This window comes from Streptomyces sp. NPDC002232 (assembly GCF_042890295.1).
Taxonomy (GTDB): Bacteria; Actinomycetota; Actinomycetes; order Streptomycetales; family Streptomycetaceae; genus Streptomyces.
Genome location: NZ_JBIARV010000006.1, coordinates 149943 through 172514 on the forward strand (window position 1 = coordinate 149943; position 22572 = coordinate 172514).

22 protein-coding genes and 2 pseudogenes are annotated in these 22572 nt (G+C 71.9%); 4 read left to right on the top strand and 20 right to left on the bottom strand.

Translation table 11 applies throughout. The features are described from left to right. Window positions 1–37: 37 nt before the first annotated feature. The 14 genes and pseudogenes from topA to ACFYXU_RS28950 all read right to left on the bottom strand — a co-directional run bounded on the left by topA (window position 38) and on the right by ACFYXU_RS28950 (window position 13276). Window positions 38–2869, bottom strand: a complete 2832-nt coding sequence (gene topA / locus ACFYXU_RS28885) for a type I DNA topoisomerase (protein WP_376509928.1) — start codon at window positions 2867–2869, stop codon at window positions 38–40. Window positions 2870–3141: 272 nt separating this feature from the next. Continuing rightward, complete coding sequence (locus tag ACFYXU_RS28890; protein ID WP_389460702.1) at window positions 3142–3339, bottom strand: hypothetical protein; 198 nt, start codon at window positions 3337–3339, stop codon at window positions 3142–3144. 173 nt (window positions 3340–3512) lie between these two features. Further along, a complete protein-coding gene (locus tag ACFYXU_RS28895) occupies window positions 3513–3737 on the bottom strand; it encodes a hypothetical protein (protein WP_389407710.1) in 225 nt (74 codons plus the stop codon). 391 nt (window positions 3738–4128) lie between these two features. Beyond that, window positions 4129–4275 carry a hypothetical protein gene (locus tag ACFYXU_RS28900; RefSeq protein WP_389407962.1) on the bottom strand — a complete coding sequence of 49 codons (147 nt, stop codon included), beginning with the start codon at window positions 4273–4275 and terminating at the stop codon, window positions 4129–4131. A gap of 70 nt (window positions 4276–4345) precedes the next feature. After that, window positions 4346–4903 (bottom strand): annotated as a pseudogene (locus ACFYXU_RS28905) (ABC transporter permease); the annotation flags it as partial. Beyond that, window positions 4900–5883, bottom strand: a complete 984-nt coding sequence (locus tag ACFYXU_RS28910) for an ATP-binding cassette domain-containing protein (RefSeq protein ID WP_389407711.1) — start codon at window positions 5881–5883, stop codon at window positions 4900–4902. The pseudogene ACFYXU_RS28905 and the gene ACFYXU_RS28910, both read right to left, overlap by 4 nt. A gap of 290 nt (window positions 5884–6173) precedes the next feature. Further along, window positions 6174–6617: an ArsR/SmtB family transcription factor gene (locus tag ACFYXU_RS28915; RefSeq protein ID WP_389407712.1), complete on the bottom strand. Its 444-nt coding sequence runs from the start codon at window positions 6615–6617 to the stop codon at window positions 6174–6176. A 54-nt stretch (window positions 6618–6671) separates the two neighbouring features. Beyond that, window positions 6672–6845, bottom strand: a complete 174-nt coding sequence (locus ACFYXU_RS28920) for a hypothetical protein (protein ID WP_389407713.1) — start codon at window positions 6843–6845, stop codon at window positions 6672–6674. A 171-nt stretch (window positions 6846–7016) separates the two neighbouring features. Further along, the gene (locus ACFYXU_RS28925; RefSeq protein ID WP_389407714.1) at window positions 7017–7178 is read right to left on the bottom strand and encodes a hypothetical protein; all 162 of its coding nucleotides are present in this window, start codon (window positions 7176–7178) and stop codon (window positions 7017–7019) included. Further along, complete coding sequence (locus ACFYXU_RS28930; protein ID WP_389460704.1) at window positions 7175–8755, bottom strand: methyltransferase; 1581 nt, start codon at window positions 8753–8755, stop codon at window positions 7175–7177. Before ACFYXU_RS28930 ends, ACFYXU_RS28925 begins: the two co-directional genes overlap by 4 nt. Before the next feature lie 96 nt (window positions 8756–8851). Continuing rightward, complete coding sequence (locus tag ACFYXU_RS28935) at window positions 8852–9565, bottom strand: small secreted protein (protein WP_389460706.1); 714 nt, start codon at window positions 9563–9565, stop codon at window positions 8852–8854. 183 nt (window positions 9566–9748) lie between these two features. Beyond that, on the bottom strand, window positions 9749–12067 hold the full coding sequence (locus ACFYXU_RS28940) for a sodium-translocating pyrophosphatase (RefSeq protein ID WP_389460708.1): 2319 nt from the start codon (window positions 12065–12067) through the stop codon (window positions 9749–9751). Window positions 12068–12448: 381 nt separating this feature from the next. Continuing rightward, complete coding sequence (locus ACFYXU_RS28945) at window positions 12449–12907, bottom strand: ATP-binding protein (protein WP_329854772.1); 459 nt, start codon at window positions 12905–12907, stop codon at window positions 12449–12451. Window positions 12908–12922: 15 nt separating this feature from the next. Further along, window positions 12923–13276 carry an STAS domain-containing protein gene (locus ACFYXU_RS28950; protein ID WP_015034520.1) on the bottom strand — a complete coding sequence of 118 codons (354 nt, stop codon included), beginning with the start codon at window positions 13274–13276 and terminating at the stop codon, window positions 12923–12925. Window positions 13277–13356: 80 nt separating this feature from the next. Here ACFYXU_RS28950 and ACFYXU_RS28955 point away from each other — a divergent pair, with 80 nt between their 5' ends. After that, complete coding sequence (locus ACFYXU_RS28955; protein WP_389460710.1) at window positions 13357–15870, top strand: DEAD/DEAH box helicase; 2514 nt, start codon at window positions 13357–13359, stop codon at window positions 15868–15870. Here the strand turns inward: ACFYXU_RS28955 and ACFYXU_RS28960 are convergent. The 6 genes and pseudogenes from ACFYXU_RS28960 to ACFYXU_RS28985 form a co-directional block, all read right to left on the bottom strand. After that, on the bottom strand, window positions 15776–16204 hold the full coding sequence (locus tag ACFYXU_RS28960; RefSeq protein WP_389460712.1) for an Rv3654c family TadE-like protein: 429 nt from the start codon (window positions 16202–16204) through the stop codon (window positions 15776–15778). The genes ACFYXU_RS28955 and ACFYXU_RS28960 overlap by 95 nt on opposite strands. After that, a complete protein-coding gene (locus ACFYXU_RS28965) occupies window positions 16201–16623 on the bottom strand; it encodes a TadE family type IV pilus minor pilin (RefSeq protein ID WP_376514302.1) in 423 nt (140 codons plus the stop codon). Before ACFYXU_RS28965 ends, ACFYXU_RS28960 begins: the two co-directional genes overlap by 4 nt. Next, window positions 16610–16924: a DUF4244 domain-containing protein gene (locus ACFYXU_RS28970; RefSeq protein WP_389460715.1), complete on the bottom strand. Its 315-nt coding sequence runs from the start codon at window positions 16922–16924 to the stop codon at window positions 16610–16612. Before ACFYXU_RS28970 ends, ACFYXU_RS28965 begins: the two co-directional genes overlap by 14 nt. A 98-nt stretch (window positions 16925–17022) precedes the next feature. Then, window positions 17023–17748: a type II secretion system F family protein gene (locus ACFYXU_RS28975; protein WP_389461122.1), complete on the bottom strand. Its 726-nt coding sequence runs from the start codon at window positions 17746–17748 to the stop codon at window positions 17023–17025. Window positions 17749–17807: 59 nt separating this feature from the next. After that, complete coding sequence (locus ACFYXU_RS28980; protein WP_389460717.1) at window positions 17808–18686, bottom strand: type II secretion system F family protein; 879 nt, start codon at window positions 18684–18686, stop codon at window positions 17808–17810. Continuing rightward, window positions 18683–18994: pseudogene (locus ACFYXU_RS28985) on the bottom strand (pilus assembly protein CpaF); the annotation flags it as partial. The gene ACFYXU_RS28980 and the pseudogene ACFYXU_RS28985, both read right to left, overlap by 4 nt. 45 nt (window positions 18995–19039) lie before the next feature. On the opposite strand from ACFYXU_RS28985, the gene ACFYXU_RS28990 reads away from it, so the two are divergent. From ACFYXU_RS28990 to ACFYXU_RS29000, 3 genes are all read left to right on the top strand, one after another. Next, window positions 19040–20602, top strand: coding sequence for a recombinase family protein (locus tag ACFYXU_RS28990; protein ID WP_389460719.1), 1563 nt, complete (start codon window positions 19040–19042; stop codon window positions 20600–20602). A 115-nt stretch (window positions 20603–20717) separates the two neighbouring features. Next, window positions 20718–20906, top strand: a complete 189-nt coding sequence (locus tag ACFYXU_RS28995; RefSeq protein ID WP_389460720.1) for a hypothetical protein — start codon at window positions 20718–20720, stop codon at window positions 20904–20906. Window positions 20907–22428: 1522 nt separating this feature from the next. Next, on the top strand, window positions 22429–22569 hold the full coding sequence (locus tag ACFYXU_RS29000; protein WP_389460722.1) for a hypothetical protein: 141 nt from the start codon (window positions 22429–22431) through the stop codon (window positions 22567–22569). Window positions 22570–22572 lie beyond the last annotated feature (3 nt).

A 22572-nucleotide genomic window follows, 5' to 3' on the forward strand; every position in this document is an offset into this window, starting at 1 on the left:
GCGACCGCTCCCGCCCTCCCACGCACCCCTTCGGGTCCTACTCCTGCTCGGTCGCCGCCGTCTTCCGGGCAGCGGTCTTCTTCGCCGTCGTCGTCGTCTTCTTCGCGGCCGTCTTCTTGGCGGCGGTGGTCTTCTTCGCCGCCGTCTTGGTGGCCGTCTTCTTCGCCGCGGTCTTCTTCGCCGGGGCCTTCTTGGCGGTCTTCTTCGCCGGTCCCTTGGCCCGCTTCTCGGCGAGCAGCTCGTAGCCGCGCTCGGGCGTGATCGTCTCCACGCTGTCGCCGGTGCGCAGGGTCGCGTTGGTCTCGCCGTCCGTCACGTACGGGCCGAACCGGCCGTCCTTGACGACCACGGGCTTCTCGCTGACGGGGTCGGTGCCGAGCTCCTTCAGCGGCGGCTTGGCGGCGGCCCGGCCACGCTGCTTCGGCTGGGCGTAGATCGCGAGCGCCTCGTCGAGCGTGATCGTGAAGAGCTGGTCCTCCTCGGTCAGCGACCGCGAGTCCGTGCCCTTCTTCAGGTACGGGCCGTAGCGGCCGTTCTGCGCGGTGATCTCGACGCCCTCGGCGTCCGTGCCGACGACCCGGGGCAGGGACATCAGCCGGAGCGCGTCCTCCAGGGTGACGGTGTCGAGGGCCATCGACTTGAAGAGGGAGGCCGTGCGCGGCTTCACCGCGTTCTTGCCGGTCTTCGGGGTGCCCTCGGGCAGGATCTCGGTCACGTACGGGCCGTAGCGGCCGTCCTTGGCGACGATCTGGTGGCCGCTGACCGGGTCGGTGCCCAGCTCGAAGTCGCCGCTCGGCTTGGCGAGCAGCTCCTCGGCGAGCTCGACGGTCAGCTCGTCGGGGGCGAGGTCCTCGGGCACGTCGGCCCGCTGGTGGCCCTCCTGCTCCTTCTCGCCGCGCTCGACGTACGGGCCGTAGCGGCCGACGCGGAGCACGACGCCGTTGCCGACGGGGAAGGAGGAGATCTCGCGGGCGTCGATGGCGCCGAGGTCGGTGACGAGCTCCTTGAGGCCGCCGAGGTGGTCGCCGTCGCCGTTCCCGGCGTCGGCGGCGCCGCCCGTTCCGCCGGACTCGCCCTCGCCGAAGTAGAAGCGCTTCAGCCACGGCACGGACTGGGCCTCACCGCGTGCGATGCGGTCGAGGTCGTCCTCCATCCGGGCGGTGAAGTCGTAGTCGACGAGCCGCCCGAAGTGCTTCTCCAGGAGGTTGACGACGGCGAAGCTCAGGAAGGACGGGACGAGCGCCGTGCCCTTCTTGAAGACGTAGCCGCGGTCGAGGATGGTGCCGATGATCGAGGCGTACGTCGACGGGCGGCCGATCTCGCGCTCTTCCAGCTCCTTGACCAGCGAGGCCTCGGTGTAGCGGGCCGGCGGCTTGGTCGCGTGGCCGTCGACCGTGATCTCGTCGGCGGTCAGCGGGTCGCCCTGGGCGACCTGCGGGAGGCGCCGCTCGCGGTCGTCGAGCTCCGCGTTCGGGTCGTCGGCGCCCTCGACGTACGCCTTCATGAAGCCGTGGAAGGTGATCGTCTTGCCGGAGGCGCTGAACTCGGCGTCGCGGCCGTCGGCGGCGGTGCCGCCGATCTTCACGGTGACCGAGTTGCCGGTCGCGTCCTTCATCTGGGAGGCGACGGTCCGCTTCCAGATCAGCTCGTACAGCTTGAACTGGTCGCCGGTGAGGCCGGTCTCCGCCGGGGTGCGGAAACGATCACCCGAAGGCCGGATCGCCTCGTGCGCCTCCTGGGCGTTCTTGACCTTGCCGGCGTAGACGCGCGGCTTCTCCGGCAGGTAGTCGGCGCCGTACAGCTGGGTGACCTGCGCCCGGGCCGCCGAGACGGCGGTGTCCGAGAGGATCGTGGAGTCCGTACGCATGTAGGTGATGAAGCCGTTCTCGTACAGCTTCTGCGCCACCTGCATGGTCGCCTTCGCACCGAAGCCCAGCTTGCGGCTCGCCTCCTGCTGGAGGGTGGTGGTCCGGAAGGGGGCGTACGGGGAGCGGCGGTACGGCTTCGACTCGACCGAGCGCACCGCGAAGGAGGTCTCGGCGAGCGCGGCGGCGAGCGCCCGGGCGTTCCCCTCGTCCAGGTGGAGGACGCTCTCGGTCTTCAGCCGGCCGTCGGCGCCGAAGTCGCGGCCCTGGGCGACGCGCTTGCCGTCGACCGTCGCGAGCCGCGCGACCAGCTGCGACGGGTCGGAGGCGTCACCGGAGCGGCCGGTGCCGAAGGTGCCGGTGAGGTCCCAGTACTCGGCGGAGCGGAAGGCGATGCGCTCGCGCTCCCGCTCGACGACGAGACGGGTGGCCACCGACTGGACGCGGCCCGCCGACAGCTTCGGCATGACCTTCTTCCACAGGACCGGCGAGACCTCGTAGCCGTAGAGCCGGTCGAGGATGCGGCGGGTCTCCTGGGCGTCGACCATGCGCTGGTTCAGCTCGCGCGGGTTGGCGACGGCCTCGCGGATCGCGTCCTTGGTGATCTCGTGGAAGACCATCCGGTGGACCGGGACCTTGGGCTTCAGGACTTCCTGGAGGTGCCACGCGATGGCCTCGCCCTCGCGGTCCTCATCGGTGGCGAGGAAGAGTTCGTCGGACTCGGCGAGGAGCTCCTTGAGCTTCCTGACCTGGGCCTTCTTGTCGGCGTTGACGACGTAGATCGGCTGGAAGTCGTGCTCGACGTCGACGCCGAGGCGGCGCACCTCACCGGTGTACTTCTCCGGCACCTCGGCGGCGCCGGAGGGGAGGTCGCGGATGTGCCCGACGCTCGCCTCGACGACGTAGCCGGGGCCGAGGTAGCCCTTGATCGTCTTCGCCTTGGCAGGCGACTCGACGATGACGAGTCGGCGGCCGCCGTGTGCGGTCTCGCTGGTCGGGGACAACTTCGCTCTTCTCTCCGGATCGACACTCTCTGGCACGTACGGCACTGGCACGCACGGCAGCGGCACGGACGGTGACGCTCCCGTCGCTGCGGAGTGTGACGGTACAACCCGCCCCCGTGTCAAACGGCGAAAGCCCGCAACGGCCACTCGAACGGTAACCCGAGTCCTGGCATTCCTGCCGCCCGGACTCCTGGTCCGGCGGGGCGCACGTCCCGGCGGGTGCCGTCCCCGGAGGGATCACGGGCGGCGCTGGCGGAGAGGTCGGGCGGGGGTCAGAGGCGGCCGAAGCACCAGAGGCCGAGGGCTAGGAAGAGGGCGCCGGAGAGGCTCGTCAGCACGACCGCCGCGCGCGGGGCGAACCCGTGCGCGACCGGCTCACGGTGCAGCGTCCGCACGGTCGTCCACAGCAGCAGCGCGCCTCCGAACAGCGTGAACGCCGCCCCCGCGAAGATCGCCGGCCCGCTCTCCATGCCCGTACCCCGTTCCGTCCCCGTGCGGCGTTCGCCCCTCGCGGCCGAGGCTGACACCCCCGGGCATCGCAGGTGCGAACTCCGGGTGAACGGACTGGGCCGTCTCGTACGCTTTTCACGAAGATGGCCGGTAGTGACCCGCTCCTCCCTCTGCCCGGTGCGTGCGGGGCCGGTCACATCGTGTCGAGCGTGGCCCGGCGGCTGCTCCCCCGCTCGAAGGCGGCGAGGAGGACGACGGCGAGCAGCCCCCGTCCGAGACCGACCGCGAGCTCGGCCCCGAGCAGCCGCCCGTCCAGGCCACCGCCCGCGGTCAGCCCGCGCGCGGCGCCCGCCGCGTGCGTGAGCGGCAGCACTTCGCCGGCGGCCCGCATCCACCCGGGCAGCGTCTCCCTGGACACGGCCGCGCCGGTCAGGAGCAGCAGCGCGGAGGTTGGCGACGGCCATGGTGCCGCCGTACACGCAGGAGGCGGAAGCTGCGAGGACGGCGTTGCCCACGAGGTGGAAACGATCGTCGGCGACGCCCGGTTCCCGGCCGGGGAAGACGAAGAAGAAGACCTGGAGCAGCGGCCCGACCAGCAGGGTTCCGAGGAACATCGGCGGGGTGGTCCAGTTGGACAGGGCGCGGTAGGAGAGGGCTCCGCCGACCACGAGCAGCCGGGAGGAGGCGTGGAAGCGGAAGCCAAGGAGTCGGCACCGGAAGCGGAACATCCGACGGAGGCCTTTCGGGCGTGGGGCGTTCGGGCGGAGGGGGCTCGGGTGACGGTGCGGATGGGGGTTCAGGCGAGGGGTTCAGGTGAGGGAGAGGGTGGCGGCGGCGCGGGCCCGGCGTTCCACCCGGCCGGGGACGAGGACGGCGGCGAGGGGGTGGCAGGCGCCGAGCGCGACGGCGGTGAGCAGCGGGCCGATCACGTCCCCGCCGGAGGTCGCCGCGTGCACGGCCCGCGCGCCCCCAGGTCGTGGGCAGCGCCCAGGAGACGGGGCGGGTCCAGGTGGGCAGCACGGTGAAGGGCACGAGCAGCCCGGACAGCAGCCGGACGGGCGTGTCGAGCGGGCTGGCCAGGGCGTTGGCGTTCCGCAGCAGGACGAAGGTCGCGGCGAGCAGGAGCCCCGTCATGCCGAGGGCGAGGACGCACACCGGGACGGCGACGAGGTAGAGCAGCGGGTGCGCGAAGTCGAGCGGCACGCCGAAGAGCAGCACGCCCCACAGGACGGTCGCGCCCATCGCGTACGTGCCGATGACGGCGGTCGCGAGGGTGATCGGCAGGAGGACGAGCGCGAGCGGCGTCGGCGCCGCGACCAGGGTCTCCAGGGTGCCGAGCCGGCGCTGGTTCTGCCCGGCGCCGCCCGAACCGAGGGGCACCGAGGCCCAGATGCCCAGGAGTCCGACGCCGACGGAGGCGGTGAGGAGCCGGTCGGGGTCGCCGGCGGCGCGGAAGAGATGGACGGCGAGGGTGGCGTGGACGAGCGGGACGAGGACGGCGAAGGTGATCTCGATCGGGGAGCGCGACAGGTACGAGACGTGGGTGCGGACTCCGACCCCGATCAGGCGCAGGACGCGGATCACGCGGACACCCCGTCCGGCGCGGCGGACGCCGCCGTCGGCTTCCCGGCCGCGTCCGGTGCCGCGGACCCCCTCGGCCCCCCGGCCGCGTACGGCTCGGAGGACGCCATCGGCTCCCCGGGCCTGTCCGGCATCGCGGACCCCGTCGGCCCCCCGGCCCCGTCCGGCATCGCGGACCCCGTCGACTCCCCGGCCCCATCCGGCTCGGCGGACCCCGTCGGCCCCTCGGCCGCCGTCTCCTCAACGATCGCGATGTAGGCGTCCTCCAGGGAGGGTTCGCGGCTGACGACCCGCCCGATCCGCACCCCGTCGAGGGCGGCGAGGACCGGCGCGTGCAGCTCCGCGCCGCGGTCCGTCTGGACGCTCAGGGTCTGGACCGCGCCCCGGTCCTCGGCCGCCACGCCCCGCACGCCGGGGACCCGGCGGACCCGGTCGAGGACCTCCTCGTCCGCCCCGTACGCCTCGATGTCGAGGACGTCCCGGTCCCCGACGCGCGACTTGAGGCTCCCGGGGGTGCCGAGGGCGCGGATCCGGCCGCCCGCGATGACGGCGATCCGGTCGCAGAGCTCGTCGGCCTCGGCCATGTGGTGCGTGGTGAGGAGGACGGTGGTGCCGGCGGCGGCCAGGTCGGCGACCGCGCGGCGCAGGTCACGGGCGGCGACGGGGTCGACGCCGAGGGACGGCTCGTCGAGGAAGAGGACGTCGGGGTGGTGGAGCGGCACGCGGGCGATGTGGAGGCGCTGCCGCATGCCGCGCGAGTACCCCTCGACCCGCCCTCTCTCCCGGCCCACCAGGCCGACCCGACCGAGGAGTTCGGCGATGCGCCGCCGCTGCCCGCGGGCCGGGACGCCGTACGGCTCGGCGAAGTGGCGGAGGTTGTCGAGGGCGGAGAGCCGGTCGTAGAGGCCCCGGTCGCCGCCGAAGACGTATCCGATCCTGCGGCGTACGGCGACGGGGTCGCGGGCCACGTCGTGGCCGGACACCGGGCCGTGCCGCAGGTCGGCAGCAGCAGGGTGTCGAGCATCTTGAGGGTGGTGGTCTTCCCGGCGCCGTTGGGCGCCCGAGCAGGCCGAACAGCTCCCCCGGCGCCACCTCGAAGGTGACTCCGCGCACGGCCTCGGTCTCGGTCCGCCGGGACCTCGGCCACCCGGTCCTGCTGGTGTAGGTGCGGCGCAGCGCGTCCGCCTCGATTGCGAGCATGCGGCGGACGTGAGGAGCCGGGTCGGGGCCCGGTCCATCGATTCGGGAGGCCCCGAATCGTCGGGCCCGGGGGTCAGGCCACCGCCGTGAGCACGTCCCGCCCGGCGAGCAGGGCGAGCAGCGAACGGCCCGTGTCCGTCAGCTGGTAGTACACCGAGCGCCCCACGCGGGGCCGGGTCACGACGTCGGCCTCCGCGAGGACCGACAGGTGCTCGGAGACCGTGCTGGGCGCGAGGCCGAGCCGGTCGGCGAGCCCGGCGGTGGTCAGGGGCCCGCCCAGCTCGCGCAGGACCGCCGCCCGGCCCTTGCCGAGCATCAGCCCGAGCCGGTCCTCGGCGACGGCCTCGGCGGGCTCCCGCAGAGCGGGGGCGCCCCGGGCCTGGAAGCTGACCGCGAAGACCTCGGGGTCGTCGGTGGAGTAGAGGCGGCAGCCCTCGGCGAAGACCAGCGGCACGAGGACCAGGCGCCGCTCGCCCGGCGCGTACTCCGCGTCGACGTGCTTGGTCAGTTCGAGCACGGGCGGCTGCCGGCGCGCCCGCGTCTCCAGGCCGGCGAACGGCGCGTCGACGCCTTAGGTGGCGAACGTCCTGGCCCGGAGCAGCACTTCGTCCTCGACGAGTCGGCGCATCGTCGGCCGGTACGGCTCGACGGCGCCCTCCCAGTGGGCGGCGTACGCGTCGGCGAGCGCCGCGCAGGCGGCCTCGGGGTCGTTCAGGTAGGGCCGCACGAAGGGCGCGTCGGTCATGCCGGGGTAGCAGGCGGCCACCTGGGCGCGGACGAACTCCGGGTCGGTGGCCCGCAGCGCGGCGAGCTCCTCGTGGACCTGGACGGTGCAGAACGGCCGGGGCAGCAGGAAGTCGGAGACGTCGTACCGCCCCTCGGCGAAGAGGTCCCACAGCGGGCGGAGCCGGTCGTCCTAGCGCCCCACCTCGCGCGCCCGCCCGACCCACTCCTGGTAGGGCCAGGAGGGGTGGCGGTGCGGGAGCGCGAGATGCATCGCGCAGAACGCGTCGCGCAGCGGGCTGATCGCGATCCGGGTCGCCCCGAGCGAGGCCTCCTCCAGCTCGATCCGTGTCAAGCGCGGCTCCCGCCCGCCGCGGACGGGTCGTCCGCGGGCGCCTCGGTCACCGGCAGCAGGAAGCCCTCCTCGACGAGCAGCCGGATGGCCTGCGGGGTGCGGTCGCGGAGCACGACCGGGTCCTCGCCCATCAGCTGCCCGATCGCGTCGAGGATGCGGCCCGCGCTGAGCGTGCCGTCGCACACGCCGGCGAACCCGGCGCCGACGTGGTCCACCCGGGTGGCGCGGCGCATGCCGCGGTTCTGCCGGAGCACTACGTGCTCCGGGTCCTCGGCGCCCGGCAGCCCGACCTGCTCCTGCACCACCTCGGGCGCGAGGGTGAAGCGGTCGGCGAGGAGCGCGGCGTCGTCGTGGCCGCGCAGGTAGTCCTGGCGCTCGAAGTGGGCCCGGACGGTGGGGCCGAGGGGCTGCTCGACGGGGTGCGGCCACTCCTCGACGACGATCGAGGGCTCGACCGCGCCCGAGGCCACGGCCTCGTTCCGCCGGAGGGTGATCCAGCCGAAGCCCACCGCACGGGTCTTGCCCGCCTCGAAGGCGTCGAGCCAGCGGTCGTACGCCGCCCGGTAGGCCTCCGGTTCGCCGTGGTGGTCGCCGCTGTCCCGCAGCCACAGCTCCGTGTACTGCGTGATGTCCTGGACCTCGCGCTGCACGATCCAGGCGTCGCAGCCGCTCGGCACCCAGGACCGCAGCCGCTCCTGCCACTCCTCGCCCTCGACGTGCTGCCAGTTCGCGAGGAACTGGGCGTACCCGCCGTCGTTGAGCCGCTCGCCGGCCTGCCGCACGAGCGTGCGGCACAGGTCGTCTCCGCTCATCCCGCCGTCCCGGTAGGTGAGTCCGGTGCCGGGGGAGATCACGAACGGCGGGTTGGAGACGATCAGGTCGTACGTGTCGCCGTCGACGGGCTCGAAGAGCGAGCCGGTCAGCAGCTCGGCCTCCCGGGCCCCGGACAGGGCGAGGGTGAGCCGGGTGAAGTCCAGGGCGCGCGGGTTGAGGTCGGTGGCGGTGACCAGGGTGGCGTGCTGGGCGGCGTGCAGGGCCTGGATGCCGGAGCCGGTGCCGAGGTCGAGCGCCGAGGAGACCGGCGTACGGACCGTGATGCCGGCGAGGGTGGTGGAGGCGCCGCCGACGCCCAGGACGACCGCGGCGTCCGCCTGGCGGCCGTTCCTGCCGCTGCCGCCGGCACCGCCGACGGCGCAGCCGAGGTCGGAGACGATGAACCAGTCCTCGCCGTCGGGTCCGCCGTACGGCCGGACGTCGACCGTGGCGCGGACGGTGCCGTCCTCGCGGACCACCCAGCCGTCGGCGAGGGCCTCGTCGAGCGGGAGCGCGGCGGCGGCCCGGCCGTCCTCGACGGGCTCCTGGAGCAGGAAGAGCCGGACGAGGGTCGCCAGCGGGGTGTCGCCGCGGGTGGCGCGCAGGGCGGGCACGGTCTCGCTGCGGGCGAGCGCCGCGTACGCCGGGGCGCCGAGCAGGTCGAGCAGACCGTCGGCGGTGAAGTCGGCGGCGAGCAGGGCCTCGCGCAGACGGGCGGCGTGCGCGGGCACCGGGAGGGCGGAGGGCAGGCTGGTCGTACTCACCGCTCCATTGTGACGGCCGCCACCGACATCCGGGGGGCCGACCCGGCGTGCGGCCGCGGATCGCGGTCGCACGCCGGGCCGTCCGGGCCCGGGGGCCTACTCCTCGGTCTTGGGCGTCGCGGACGTCTTGGGCGCGCCGGACGACTTGGTCGGCTTGGCGGAGGGCTTCTTGCTCGGGTCCGAGGATCCGGAGTCCGAGCCCGTGTCCGCGTCGGAGTCCGAGGTGGATCCGGGCTGCGGGGAGGCGGAGGCCTTCGGCGGGACCGAGGCCGTGGGCTTCTGGCAGCCGGGCTGCTTGGCCATCGCCTGGCCCAGCTCGCCCTCCTCCAGCTTGGACAGGGCGTTCTGGTCCATCTTCTCGATCTTGGTCAGACCGTCGGCGACGCCCTGGAGGCCGTCCGCGAACTTCTGCTGGTTCGTCGGGTCCAGCGCGTCGACCTGCTTCTTGAGCCCCTCGTAGGCCAGCGCGGTGGCGTTGAGCTCCTTGATCGCGTCCTGCTGGACCTTCTCGCCGTTCTCGACCGGCGGGGCGCCGGCGCCCTCGACGGCCTTGGCGAGGGCACGGTCGGCGTTCGCGATGTCCTGGAACGCCTTCGAGTCGGCGGCCTGGATCTCGGCCGGCTTGCTGTCGGCAGCGGTCGAGATGATGATCTGGTGGGCGTCGGCGCGCTTCTGGATCTGGGGCTTGGCCTGGTCGCAGAACGTCTTGGCCCAGTCACCCACCTTGTCGCCCTCGTCGTCGCTGCAACCCGACAGCGCGAGCACCAGTACCGCGCCGCCGGACAGTGCGGCCGCAAGCTTCTTGTTCAACGGATCGGTCCCTTCCAAGGCTCTCGGCCCCGGAACATACACGCCGAACGGGCTACTTCCACCTTTCGTGCGACGGATTCCGCCCATATTGCCACCTTTTGAACCAAGCGATACGGGTCTTGATCACGTCGAAGACCCCCCGGAATGAGACGGACACCACGTCGTCCCGGTGCGGACAGCACGTCAGGACATGGCCACCGAACGCCTCTTGGACACCCGGACCGCGGCCACCACGACAGCGAGCGCGACCAGCGCGACCGCCGCCCTCAGCCCGGCGCTCGCGTCACCGCCGTAACTGAACCGGACGACCGCAGGGGCGATCAGCAGCGCCACCAGGTTCATCACCTTCAGGAGCGGGTTGATCGCCGGACCCGCCGTGTCCTTGAAGGGGTCGCCGACCGTGTCCCCGATGACGGTCGCCTCGTGCGCCTCGCTGCCCTTGCCGCCGTGGTTCCCGTCCTCGACCAGCTTCTTCGCGTTGTCCCAGGCTCCGCCGGAGTTGGCGAGGAAGACCGCCATCAGCGCGCCGGTGCCGATCGCCCCCGCGAGATACGCGCCGAGCGGGCCGACGCCGAGCGCGAAGCCGACCGCGATCGGGGCCATCACGGCGAGCAGCCCGGGCGTGGCGAGTTCGCGCAGCGCGTCCTTGGTGCAGATGTCGACGACCCGCCCGTACTCCGGCTTCTCGGTGAAGTCCATGATCCCGGGGTGCTCGCGGAACTGCCGCCGCACCTCGTAGACCACCGATCCCGCCGAGCGGGACACGGCGTTGATCGCGAGGCCGGAGAAGAGGAAGACGACGGCCGCGCCGAGGATCAGCCCGAAGAGGTTGTTGGGCTGCGAGATGTCCATCGAGAGTGTCACCTCGCCCGCCCTCGCTCCGAAGGCCCCGACGTCGGCGACCGAGGACGCGATGGCGTCCCGGTACGAGCCGAAGAGCGCCGAGGCCGCCAGGACGGCGGTGGCGATGGCGATGCCCTTGGTGATGGCCTTCGTGGTGTTGCCGACGGCGTCGAGGTCGGTGAGGACCCGCGCGCCCGCGCCCGTGACATCCCCGGACATCTCCGCGATGCCCTGGGCGTTGTCGGCGACCGGGCCGAAGGTGTCCATCGCGACGATCACGCCGACGGTGGTGAGGAGCCCCGTCCCGGCGAGGGCGACCGCGAAGAGCGCCAGCATGATCGAGGCCCCGCCGAGCAGGAACGCCCCGTAGACCGTGAGCCCGATCAGCAGGGCCGTGTAGACGGCGGACTCCATTCCGAGCGCCACGCCCGCGAGGACGACGGTGGCGGGGCCGGTGAGGGAGGACTTCCCGATGTCCCTGACCGGCCGCCGGCTCGTCTCGGTGAAGTAGCCGGTGAGCTGCTGGATGAGCGCGGCGAGGACGATGCCGAGGGCGACCGCGACCAGGGCGAGGACCCGCGGATCGCCGCCGTGGCCGCGGATGCCGGGCTCGGTGACGCCTTCGAGCTCGGCGTACGAGGACGGCAGGTACGCGAAGGACACGACGGCGACCAGCGCGAGCGAGACCACCGCCGAGACCAGGAACCCCCGGTTGATCGCGCTCATGCCGCCGCGGTCGGCGCGGCGCGGGGCGACCGCGAGGATGCCGATCACCGCGGTGACCACGCCGATCGCCGGCACCATCAGGGGGAACGCGAGCCCGTGGTCGCCGAAGGCCGCCTTCCCGAGGATGAGCGCGGCGACCAGGGTCACGGCGTAGGACTCGAAGAGGTCGGCCGCCATGCCGGCGCAGTCCCCGACGTTGTCGCCCACGTTGTCGGCGATCGTGGCGGCGTTGCGCGGGTCGTCCTCGGGAATGCCCTGCTCGACCTTGCCGACCAGGTCGGCGCCGACGTCCGCGGCCTTGGTGAAGATGCCGCCGCCCACGCGCATGAACATCGCGATGAGTGCGGCGCCGAGGCCGAAGCCCTCCAGGACCTTGGGCGCGTCGGCGGCGTAGACGAGGACGACGCACGCGGCCCCCAGCAGCCCGAGTCCGACCGTGCACATGCCGACGACCCCGCCGGTGCGGAACGCGATCCGCATGGCCCGGTGGGCGACCTCGTTCCGTTCCTTCTCGGGCTCACCCGGCCCCGGGGTGGCCTCCCGCGCCGCGGCGGCGACCCGCACGTTGGCCCGTACGGCGAGCCGCATCCCGATGTAACCGGTGACCGCCGAGAACAGGGCCCCGACCAGGAAGAACAGGGAGCGTCCGGCGCGCTGCGACCAGGTGTCGGCGGGCAGCAGCATCAGCAGGAAGAACACGGCGGCGGCGAAGACGGCGAGGGTCCGCAGCTGCCGGGCGAGGTAGGCGTTGGCGCCCTCCTGCACGGCGGCGGCGATCTCCTTCATCCTCCCGGTGCCCTCACCGGCCGCGAGCACCTGGCGGACGAGGAGCCGGGCGACGACCAGGGCGGCGAGGGCGATGGCCGCGACGACGATCACGATCGTCCGGTTCCCGCTCGTGAGCACCGCCGCGGCGAGAGTTGTGGGGTACATGGGGAGGGATCATAGGGAGACGAACCGGCACATACGGGGATGCGCCAATCCGTGGGCGAGGGCACCCGGAACGCAGAAGAGGCCCCGCAGCGCGGGGCCTCTTCTGTTGGTACGTGTGGTGGTACGAGCCCGGGGGCGGGGGCGCACCACAGCCGGCCGGCACGAGAACGGGCCCGACCGGACGCCCGCCGCCGCGCGAGGGAGCGGGGGCCCTGAGGGAACGGTGCCGCCGTTCGGGGAGGGCGGGTCCCGGAGGGACTGCCGCCGAACGGTGCGGCCACGGGTCGGTCCAGGCGGACGCCCACCGCGCCAGGAGCACGGCGAAGCAGGGCGGGCCGCCCACCAGGGTCGGTGGGCACCCGCCCCGCGCCGGGGCACGGGTCAGGACAGGACGTCCGCCGCGTTCACCGGCCAGGTCATCCGGATGGTGCCGCCGTCCTCGCCGGCGCTCACCTCGACGTCGTCGACGAGCCCGCGGATCACCGCGAGGCCCATCTCGTCCTCACCGTCGGCGTCGTCGAAGTCCTCGGCCGGGGCCGAGTCCCGCGCGCCGGGCACGCCTACCGCGTCGGCCGCCGCCACCCCCGCACCCGGGACCTCGTCGCCGACCTCGATGGAGAACGTCTTCTCCTCCTCGGTCAGGACGACCCGGATGGGGGTCGCGACGCCGTTGCTGTTGTGCAGCCCGACGGCGCGGGAACAGGCCTCACCCACAGCGAGACGCACCTCGTCGAGGACCGCCTCGTCCACACCCGCCCGTCGCGCGACCGCCGCCGCCACCAGACGGGCGGTGCGGACGTGCTCGGGCTGAGCGCTGAAGCGGAGTTCAACGGTGGCCATGCGAACCCCCTGGGCTCAGTCGACGGCGTTGACGGCCTCGTCGACCGAGGTGTGGATCGGGAACACCTTGGTGAGACCCGTGATCCGGAAAATCTTGAGAATGCGCTCCTGGTTGCACACCAGTCGCAGCGAGCCCTCATGGGCACGAACGCGCTTCAGGCCACCGACGAGCACGCCGAGTCCGGTGGAGTCGAGGAAGTCCACGCCCTCCATGTCGACGACCAGGTGGTAACTGCCGTCGTTCACCAACTCGACCAACTGCTCGCGCAGCTTGGGCGCGGTATACACATCAATCTCGCCACCGACCTCGACGACCGTACGGTCGCCACCAGCGCCGGACACATTGCGAGTCGACAGGGACAGGTCCACGGATCCTCCAGCACCTTGCTATCGGGCGATCGTTCCCTCGGGTCTCCGGGGCGGAGCCGAGGAACGGAACGCCAGCCGCGATGGCATTCAATCACTTACCTGCAGCCATGCACGACGCCTTGGGAGCATTGTCCGTCATGGCAGTGACACACTCGGTGCCGATGGCCAAGAATCACCGCCCCCGTCGTCCGGCCGGAGAAACGGGCAGCCGCCCGTCTCCCGGCATGGTCCTGGACCGGCTCTCCTCGGGCGAGAGCCGGGCCGCGCGCATCACTCATACGGAGCACATGCCCGCCCGGGAGGGTCGGCATGCAGTCTGGCCGCACCGCATCCGTCCCGAGGTGATCGCGGCGATCGAGACGGCCGGGATCGAGCACCCCTGGGCCCATCAGGCCCAGGCCGCGGAGCACGCCCTGGACGGCGAGTCCGTGGTGATCGCGACGGGCACCGCCTCGGGCAAGTCGCTCGCCTACCTCGCCCCGGTCCTCAGCACCCTCCTGGACGGCTCGGAGGCCCCGAACGGCCGCGGAGCCACCGCGCTGTACCTGGCGCCCACCAAGGCCCTCGCCGCCGACCAGCGGCGCGCCGTGCGCGAACTGGCCGCCCCGCTCGGCAACCGGATCCGCCCCGCCGTCTACGACGGCGACACCCCGGTCGAGGAGCGCGAGTGGGTGCGCCAGTACGCGAACTACGTGCTGACCAACCCCGACATGCTCCACATGGGCATACTCCCCTCCCACCCCAGGTGGTCCTCCTTCCTGCGCTCCCTGCGCTACGTCGTGATCGACGAGTGCCACACCTACCGGGGCGTCTTCGGCTCCCACGTCGCCCAGGTGCTGCGCCGTCTGCGCCGCGTCTGCGCCCGGTACGGCTCCGAACCGGTCTTCCTCCTCGCCTCCGCCACCTCCGCCGAACCGGCCCTCGCCGCCGGCCGCCTCACCGGCCTGCCGGTCACCGAGGTCTCCGACGACGCCTCCCCGCGCGGCGAGCTGGTCTTCGCCCTCTGGGAGCCGCCCCTGACCGAGCTGCACGGCGAGCGCGGCGCGCCCGTGCGCCGCACCGCGACGGCCGAGACGGCGGACCTGCTGACCGACCTGACCCGCCAGGGCGTCCGCTCGGTCGCCTTCGTCCGCTCCCGTCGCGGGGCCGAACTGATCTCGGTGATCGCCCAGGAACGCCTGGCCGAGACCGACCGGGCCCTCGCCCGGCGCGTCGCCGCCTACCGGGGCGGTTACCTGCCCGAGGAGCGCCGCGCCCTGGAGCGGGCCCTGCACTCCGGCGAGCTCCTCGGCCTGGCCGCCACGACGGCCCTGGAGCTGGGCGTGGACGTGTCCGGCCTGGACGCCGTCGTGATCGCCGGCTACCCGGGCACCCGGGCCTCCCTGTGGCAGCAGGCCGGGCGCGCCGGCCGCTCGGGCGAGGGAGCCCTCGCGATCCTGGTCGCCCGGGACGACCCGCTGGACACGTTCCTCGTCCACCACCCGGAGGCGATCTTCGAGCAGCCGGTGGAGACGACCGTCCTGGACCCCGACAACCCCTACGTCCTCGCCCCGCACCTGTGCGCCGCCGCCGCGGAGCTCCCGCTGACCGAGCGGGACCTGACATTCTTCGGCCCGGCCGCGCCCGGACTGCTCCCCCAGCTGGAAGGCGCCGGGCTGCTCCGCCGACGCGCCACCGGCTGGTACTGGACCCGCCGCGAGCGGGCCGCCGACCTGGCCGACATCCGGGGCGGCGGCGGCAGCCCCGTCCGGATCGTGGAGTCCGGCACCGGCCGCCTCCTCGGCACGGTCGACGAGGCCGCCTCCCACACCGCCGTCCACGAGGGCGCGGTCCACCTCCACCAGGGCCGCACCTACATGGTGCGGGAGCTCGACCTGAAGGACTCCGTGGCCCTCGTGGAGGAGGCCGTCCCCCCGTACTCGACCACCGCCCGCGACACCACCTCCATCGCCGTCCTGGAGACCGACACCGAGATCCCCTGGGGAGCCGGCCGCCTCTGCTACGGCTCCGTCGAGGTCACCAACCAGGTCGTCTCCTTCCTCCGCCGCCGTCTGATCACCGGCGAGGTGCTCGGCGAGACCAAGCTCGACCTGCCGCCGCGCACCCTGCGCACCCGGGCCGTGTGGTGGACGGTCACCGAGGACCAGCTCGACGCCGCCCGGATCACCCCGGAGATCCTCGGCGGCGCCCTGCACGCCGCCGAGCACGCCTCCATCGGCATGCTGCCGCTCTTCGCGACCTGCGACCGCTGGGACATCGGCGGCGTCTCCGTCCCGCTCCATCCGGACACCCTGCTGCCCACGGTCTTCGTGTACGACGGGCACCCGGGCGGCGCGGGCTTCGCCGAACGCGCCTTCCACACCGCCCGCGCCTGGCTGACGGCCACCCGGGAGGCCATCGCCTCCTGCGAGTGCGAGGCGGGCTGCCCCTCCTGCATCCAGTCGCCGAAGTGCGGCAACGGCAACGACCCGCTCCACAAGCGCGGCGCCGTCCGCCTCCTCACGGAACTCCTCCGCGCGGCCCCGGAGGCCCACCCGGCACCGGAAACCCCCACCCGGCCGGAGACACCTCCGGACGCCCCGCCCGCGACCTGACCTCCGGCCGGTAGGGACCTCGCACCACCCGGACGGTCACCTCCGACACGGCGTCCGTCACCGCGCACCGCACCAGCTCGCCGCCCTGCGCCACGGCCACGCGCGCGGCCGCCTCACACGCCGCGCCCTCGCCCCACAGGGCCCTGTCGGCGGCCGCGAGGGCGGCCAGGTCGGCGGCCCCGCCGGCCCGGTGCCGTGCCGCCACCGCCTGCCCGAGCGCCAGCACCGCCCCGAACACCACGCACAGGGCGCACGCCGCGAACGCGGCCCACACGGTCGCCGCCCCACGATCACCACCCCGACGCCCCGAACCTCCCCACCGACATCCCCTCATGGCCCCCCTCCGAACTCCGCTCCGGTCGAGGAGCCCACCCCGGCCACCGCACCCGCCACCCCCGCCTCGTCCACCCCGCCGACCGCGTCCTCCGCCAGGGCGGCCGCACCCGCTCTCAGCGTGACGCCCATGCCCCCGGGCCCCGGTGCCGCCGCCTCCACCGTCACCCGCCACAGCTCGCCCTCCCGCGCTACCGACACCCGGGCCCCCTCGGGCGCGGCGGCCCGGGCAGCGGCCTCGGCGGAGGCCACCGGTTCCGAACGGGCCACCGCCCGCGCCCCCGCCCTGGCCGCGTCCACGCACCGGATCTGAGCGGCGGCCGCGGCCAGCGCCCAGAGCAGCGTCACCGTGAAGACCGCCAGGAGGGGCAGGACCATCGCCGCCTCCACGGTCACGAAGCCCCGGTCAGAACGGCGCATCGAGGGCCTTCCCGATCACCGACTCCAGCGCGCCCGAGACCGCCCCGCTGGTCACGATCTTGTAGAGCACGGCGGCGAACGCGGCCGCGGCGATCGTCCCGACCGCGTACTCGGAGGTGGTCATGCCGTCGTCGCGCCGCGCCGCCGCCCGCCGCGCCCGCCACCACGTCCGCAGCCGCGCTCCCCACTCCCCGCCGCCCTTCTCGCACGATTGCCCTGCCGCGTCCAGCCGTCGTGCCGCGACCTGCCCTGCCTCGTCCTGCGTTGCCTCGTCCTGCCTCACCGCGCTGTGCTTCGTCATGTCGTCGCTCCTCGTCCTGTCTTGTCGAGTCGATTCGTGTCGTGTCGTGTCGTGTTCTTGTCGAGTCGTGGTGTCGTCTCGTCGGTCGTCATGCGAGGTCACCCGTCCAGCAGGCCCGTCGCGAGGCCGATCACCACCGGAGCCACCCCCACCGCCAGGAAGGCGGGCAGGAAGCAGAGCCCCACGGGTGCGCTGATCAGCACCTGCGCCCGACGTGCCCCGGCCGCCGCCGCGCGGGCCCGGCTGGCGCGCAGGGCGGCCGCGTGCCGGGCGACGGCCTCCGCCGCCGGTGCTCCCGAGGAACCGGCCCGCTCCATGCAGCGGGCCAGTCCTTCGGCGCCCGGTATCGCGCCGAACCTCCCCCACACCTCGGACGGTTCGCCGCCGAGCCGCAGTTCGGCGGCCGTGCGCGCCAGGCGGGCACCGAGCGGACCGCCCAGCGACCGGCCCACCGCCTCCGCCGCCTCGCCCGGTCCGGCCCCGGAGGCGGCACAGGCCGCCAACAGATCGGCGGCAAGCGGAAGATGACGCACCGCTTCCTCGTCCCCGACCGGCGCTGTGGCACGCCGCGCGGCCCGCACCTTCGTCCCGGCGGCCACGAGCGGACCGGCACACAGACCACCGACCGCGCCGAACAGCACCCAACCGACCCCCGCCCCGAGGAGGGGAGGCAGCCAGAGCCGTACCCAGGCCGGGGGGCCGCCCCGGAGTTTCCGCAGGCTCGGCCCCGGGCTCCCGAGCAGAGCCCCCGCCCGTCGCCGCGTCCGGCGCGCCCGCAACGCGCGCAGCACCTCCCCCGTGCCCAGGGCGCCGAGAACGGACAGGGGAAGCAGAAGGCCCGCCCCTCGAACGCCGTGCCAGGCGTGCTGAAAACCTTCCTGGATCACGCCCGTTCCCCTCCTCGCACGATCCGTGTGGCCCACCACAGTCCGGCCGCTTCCAGGGCTCCGCCCACGACCAGACAGCCCAGTCCGGCCGGCGTGTGCAGCAGCACCCGCAGCGGATCCGCGCCCAGGGCCGCGCCAAGGGCCAGTCCCGCCGCCGGGAGCAGCGCGAGGACCGTCACCGTGGCCCAGGCACCGGCCAGTTCGGCCCACAGGCGGTCACGCTGCTCCCGGTGCTCGCGCAGCGCGGCCTCCAGGCGGTCGAGGCCGGCGGCCAGGCCCGCGCCTCCGTCCACCGCCACCTGCCAGCAGGCCGCCATGCCCGCCAGTCCGTCGGCGCCGTCCTGCCGGGCCGCCCACCGCAGCGCTCCGGGCACGTCCCCGCCGAACCGGGCCGCCGCCAGCACCGGGGCCTCCGCCTCGCCGAGCGCGCCGGTCTCCCGGGCGGCGAAGGACAACGCCTGCGCGGGCTGCCACCCGGCCCTCAACTCCCCGACGACCGCCCCGCACAGCGCCACCACCCGCTCGGCCCGCGCGTCCCGTTCCCTCCCGAGTTCCGCGGCACGCAGCCGCCGCCCCACCAGGGGCACCGCGATCACCCCCGCCGCCAGGGGCAGCGGTGACTCCCCGAGCAGCGCGACGAGCCCCGCGACCGGCAGGCACAGCCACCCGCGGCGCCCCCTCAGCACGGCCCACCACCGCACGGCCGACTCCGACCACTCCCCGCCGCCCCGTCCTCCGGAGGCTTCGCCCGCGAGCACCGCCCGGGCCCGTCCCGCACCGCGCCGCCGCTCGGCCGCCCACCACAGTGCGAGCACCGCGCAGAGCGCCGCCGTCCCGTGTGCAGCACCGCGCACCGACACCAGGTCTCCCGTCACCGCACTCCCCCTCCGATCAGCGCCCCCAGCCGCTCCCAGCCCCGCTCCCGCTCGAATCCGGACGCGCCCCACCGCAGTGCGGGCACCGTCTGCACCAGCCCGTCCCGATCCCGCTCCAGGACGTGGACCTCGGCGATCCGCCGCCGCCCGTCCCGGTCCCGCGCGACATGGAGCACGACGGACAGGCCGGCGCCCAACTGGCTGTGCAGGGCGGCCCGGTCGAGCCCAGCCGCCGTCCCCAGCGCCTCAAGCCGTGCGGGGACGTCCGCCGCCGTATTGGCATGGACCGTGCCGCAGCCGCCCGGGTGTCTGGCCTAGCAGTGCATAGGCCTTCGACTCCCTAGGGGAAGTCTGTGAGCCAACCCACCTGCGTCATCTACGACCGTCTGTCGCGCCTCTTCGCTGAGGAGGCCCCCGACCACCGCATCAACATCTGCAAGGCGTACGCCGCTCAGCGCGGATGGAAGGTGGTGCACATCGCCACCGACACCAACGTCAGCGGAGCCAGCCGACTGGAGGACCGGCCCGGAATGCGGGAAGTGCTGTCCTGGCTTCCCCGCGCTGACTTCGTACTGGCTTCCAAGCTGGACCGGTACGCGCGCAGCGTCCTCGAATTTCAGCGCTTGCTCAAGGCCGCTGATTCCACCAACACCACGGTTGTCACGGCCGATGGCGTGGTGTCCCCGGAAAACGCATCCATCATCATCAACGTTCTCGCTGCATTCGCTGAGTACGAACGTGACATGATCACGGCCCGTATCACGGACAGCAAGAAGCATTTTCGCGCCCGAGGAAACCACTTGGGCGGACTGGCCCCCTACGGCTACGTGGTAACTGGCGCCACGAATAACAAGCGTTGGGCCATTGATGAGCCAGCGGCGGCAATCCTGCGCGAGTGCGCCAACCGGCTCATCAACCACGGCGCGACGCTGACAGGCTTGACCCGGGACCTGAATAAGCGCGGCGTACTGCCCCCGGCTGACCATGCGCGCCAGCGTGACGGGCGGAAGCTGCGTAATCAGCGCTGGCACACGTCGACACTGCGGGATGTTCTCTACACACCCACGCTGCGCGGATGGGCCATTCAGGCTGAACCTGGTTCCAAGCGTGGAGCGTTGACCAATCAACCCGTGCTAGACGCCGAGGGGAAGCCTGTTTCTACGGGTCCCGCGATCCTCGACGCTGAAACCTGGTCGGCCGTCCGGGCCGTGCTCGACAGCAAGGCGAAGGGACGGGGATCCGAACGGACCGGAAAGGCCCTCTTGTTGCACGTCGCTCGCTGTTCAGAGTGTGACGGCCCTATGTACCGACAGCGCCGCATCGTCGACGGGAAGGACTACTCGACGTACGTTTGCCGTAAAGGGGTTGGCAAGCTGGGCACTCATCGCCCGAACGTTGTCATCGCATCACATCTTCAAGAGCTGGCCACTAAGGACTTCTTGAAGCGATTCGGCAGCATGGCACTTATGCGCTGGGCTGAGCCTGACGGCAGCGCCGTACTTCAACTGTCGGAGGTGGATGGACAGATTAAGCGACTGGCCGGAAACCTTTCACAGCTTGACCCGAACGGCACGGCAGCGCGAATGGTAATCGGCCAGCTAACGGCGCTGGAGAAGCGGCAGGCGGAGCTAAAGACAGAAGCCGAACACGCCGAAGGCCGATGGATGACCACTGACAAAAATATCGCCGGGGAATGGGAGGCGCGCGACGAAGAAGGTCGGCGCAGTTTGCTCACTGACCTAGGGGCGCGTGTGGTGATTCGCCCGGCTACACCCGGGGCCCCTAAGAGGTTCGATCCGGAGCGAGTGAAGCTGACCTATTCGGGACCGGCTTGGCGCCGAAACCTGAACCCGGCAGAAGCGGAGCTGATCGAAGTCTCTCTGGCGGAACAATTGGCCGACACCTTCACAGCCTGACACCTGAGTGCAGCCCCGTTGGTCCACAACGACCGGCGGGGCTGTGCTGGCATCCGACTCCCTAACTCCCTCTTGAGGACGGCTCACCGGTAGCCGCGCCACCGAAGGGAACACCATGACCGACGCAATCAACCGCGCTGAGCAGATCATGTCTCGTTACGCGGAGATGACGGGCGACCTGATCGACGCGAACGAACTCACGGACGCCATCACAGACCTTGTTCTCTGGGGCTTCAAGAACGGGCTTGACTCCGCCGATTCCGTTCGAGCAGCAATGGCTCTGCACGCCCCTGCCGAACGCTGACACCCCCTAGAGGCCCCCGTCTGGTTACAGACCGACGGGGGCCTTCTACTGTCCGCCTAGGGTGTGCTGAGCACCTACCAGGGGAGGGACCCTGAGCAACTTTCAGGCCGGGTACGCGGCAGGCGTCCGCATAGCGGCGGTGACAGCTACAGCGCTGCGGGATACCGGGCAGACGGCAGACGAGATAGCGGCAGCCCTCACGGAGCTTGCCGACAGGCTTGAGGCGGACCAGGGCAGCGCCATGCCCGAGAAGCCCTGAGCGGCCACCCGAGCCTCTTCTAGCCCCGCCGGACACAGAGAGACCGGCAGGGCCTTCCTATGCCCTCACAGGGGCGCTCAGGGCGTCCAGGGGAGCGCTGGGCAGACAGCGGGAACCAGAGCGGGAATCACCCCCATGTAGCTAACTACTCTGACTACCCGTCAGCTACCTACCCTGACCTGCATAAATGTAGAAATGTAGTTTCTGTACCCCCCTCTCATTCAGCTCTAGGAGTTCCTAAGCAATACAGCGACCCCACCCCAAATCTGCATTCCTACACTCCGAGAATCGCCCGATTTCACATTCTCGCGTGACGTGCGCCACATCCAAATTTCAGCATTTCGCTATTTGCGCAGGTCAGGGGCCTATTAGCCGCTCTCCGGCAGGCATTCCACTCCCTAGACCCCGGGTGTGAGGGGGAGTTAGTCCCTCAGCATGGGCGGCCACCACACCAGGCCCACGACGCGAGACTTCAGCTATGGGGGAATATCCATAGCCACTGAACCGGCCCCCGGGCACGGGTTGAGAGATCAGGCGCGTGGTGGCCCCTTTAGATTTCTCCCTGTGGCTGGGGGCTTTTCTTGTTTCCGCGCGGTGATTCGCGGGCCACCACACCAAAGGACTTTCATCATGGCTTCGACAGAGTACGAGTATCGTGCAGCACACAAGCGAGTGGTTTACGCTCACGGCCCGGCCAGACTCCACCCTTGCAAGTTCTGCGGCCGGAGAGCGACTGAGCACGCATACGACCACCAGGATTCGGCAGAGATCTTCCGTGACGGATTCCTGTGGAGCGGAAGCACTGCACACTACTTCCCGGCTTGTGTGCGCTGTCATCGAACCTATGACCGCGCTTTCCGGCGCCACGGCAAGGCGGCGCTTCCTGCGGTCGCTGATGCACTCCGAGAAGCCGCTGGGGAGTTCTACGAAGAACGCCTCAAGGCTTTTGAGGCTACGGCCGAATCCGCATGGAATGCCTACGAACGCGCCTTGTCCGAACGCAAGGAACGACGCTCTAGCGCTAACGCTGCCGCAACTAAGGCCGCTCAGGAACTCATAAGCCGCACCTACGCGCACGGGCCGTCTGGTATTTCGCCGGAAGAGATACGGGCTTCCTGGGTCCGCTGGTCGGCGGGCGTCATCTAAGACCAGGGCAGGGGGCTGTGTTTGAGTCATGCGCAACCCCCTGCCCTTCCCTTACCAGGATTTTGGGGCCAGGCGCCGGCATCTGGCCCCATTCCTCGAAACTTTGGAGTGATCCCAATGGACCTGATACAGGCAATAGAAGTGCTCGAAGAAAGCACCACAGTGCCGAAGGATGAGGGGCAGCGCACTGAGCTGTTTGCCGCCTTCGCCGTGCTTCGCATTCTCGCGCTGGGAGGTAGCAATGCCTCAGCTAACTGACGC

Bases quoted from the DNA above. Each gene is read 5' to 3' on its own strand.
- ACFYXU_RS29000 (WP_389460722.1), top strand. From the start codon at position 22,429: ATGGACCTGATACAGGCAATAGAAGTGCTCGAAGAAAGCACCACAGTG.
- ACFYXU_RS28995 (WP_389460720.1), top strand. From the start codon at position 20,718: ATGACCGACGCAATCAACCGCGCTGAGCAGATCATGTCTCGTTACGCG.
- ACFYXU_RS28955 (WP_389460710.1), top strand. From the start codon at position 13,357: ATGGCATTCAATCACTTACCTGCAGCCATGCACGACGCCTTGGGAGCA.
- ACFYXU_RS28960 (WP_389460712.1), bottom strand. From the start codon at position 16,204: ATGAGGGGATGTCGGTGGGGAGGTTCGGGGCGTCGGGGTGGTGATCGT.
- ACFYXU_RS28890 (WP_389460702.1), bottom strand. From the start codon at position 3,339: ATGGAGAGCGGGCCGGCGATCTTCGCGGGGGCGGCGTTCACGCTGTTC.
- ACFYXU_RS28945 (WP_329854772.1), bottom strand. From the start codon at position 12,907: ATGGCCACCGTTGAACTCCGCTTCAGCGCTCAGCCCGAGCACGTCCGC.
- ACFYXU_RS28965 (WP_376514302.1), bottom strand. From the start codon at position 16,623: ATGCGCCGTTCTGACCGGGGCTTCGTGACCGTGGAGGCGGCGATGGTC.
- ACFYXU_RS28920 (WP_389407713.1), bottom strand. From the start codon at position 6,845: ATGACCGACGCGCCCTTCGTGCGGCCCTACCTGAACGACCCCGAGGCC.
- ACFYXU_RS28970 (WP_389460715.1), bottom strand. From the start codon at position 16,924: ATGACGAAGCACAGCGCGGTGAGGCAGGACGAGGCAACGCAGGACGAG.
- ACFYXU_RS28940 (WP_389460708.1), bottom strand. From the start codon at position 12,067: ATGTACCCCACAACTCTCGCCGCGGCGGTGCTCACGAGCGGGAACCGG.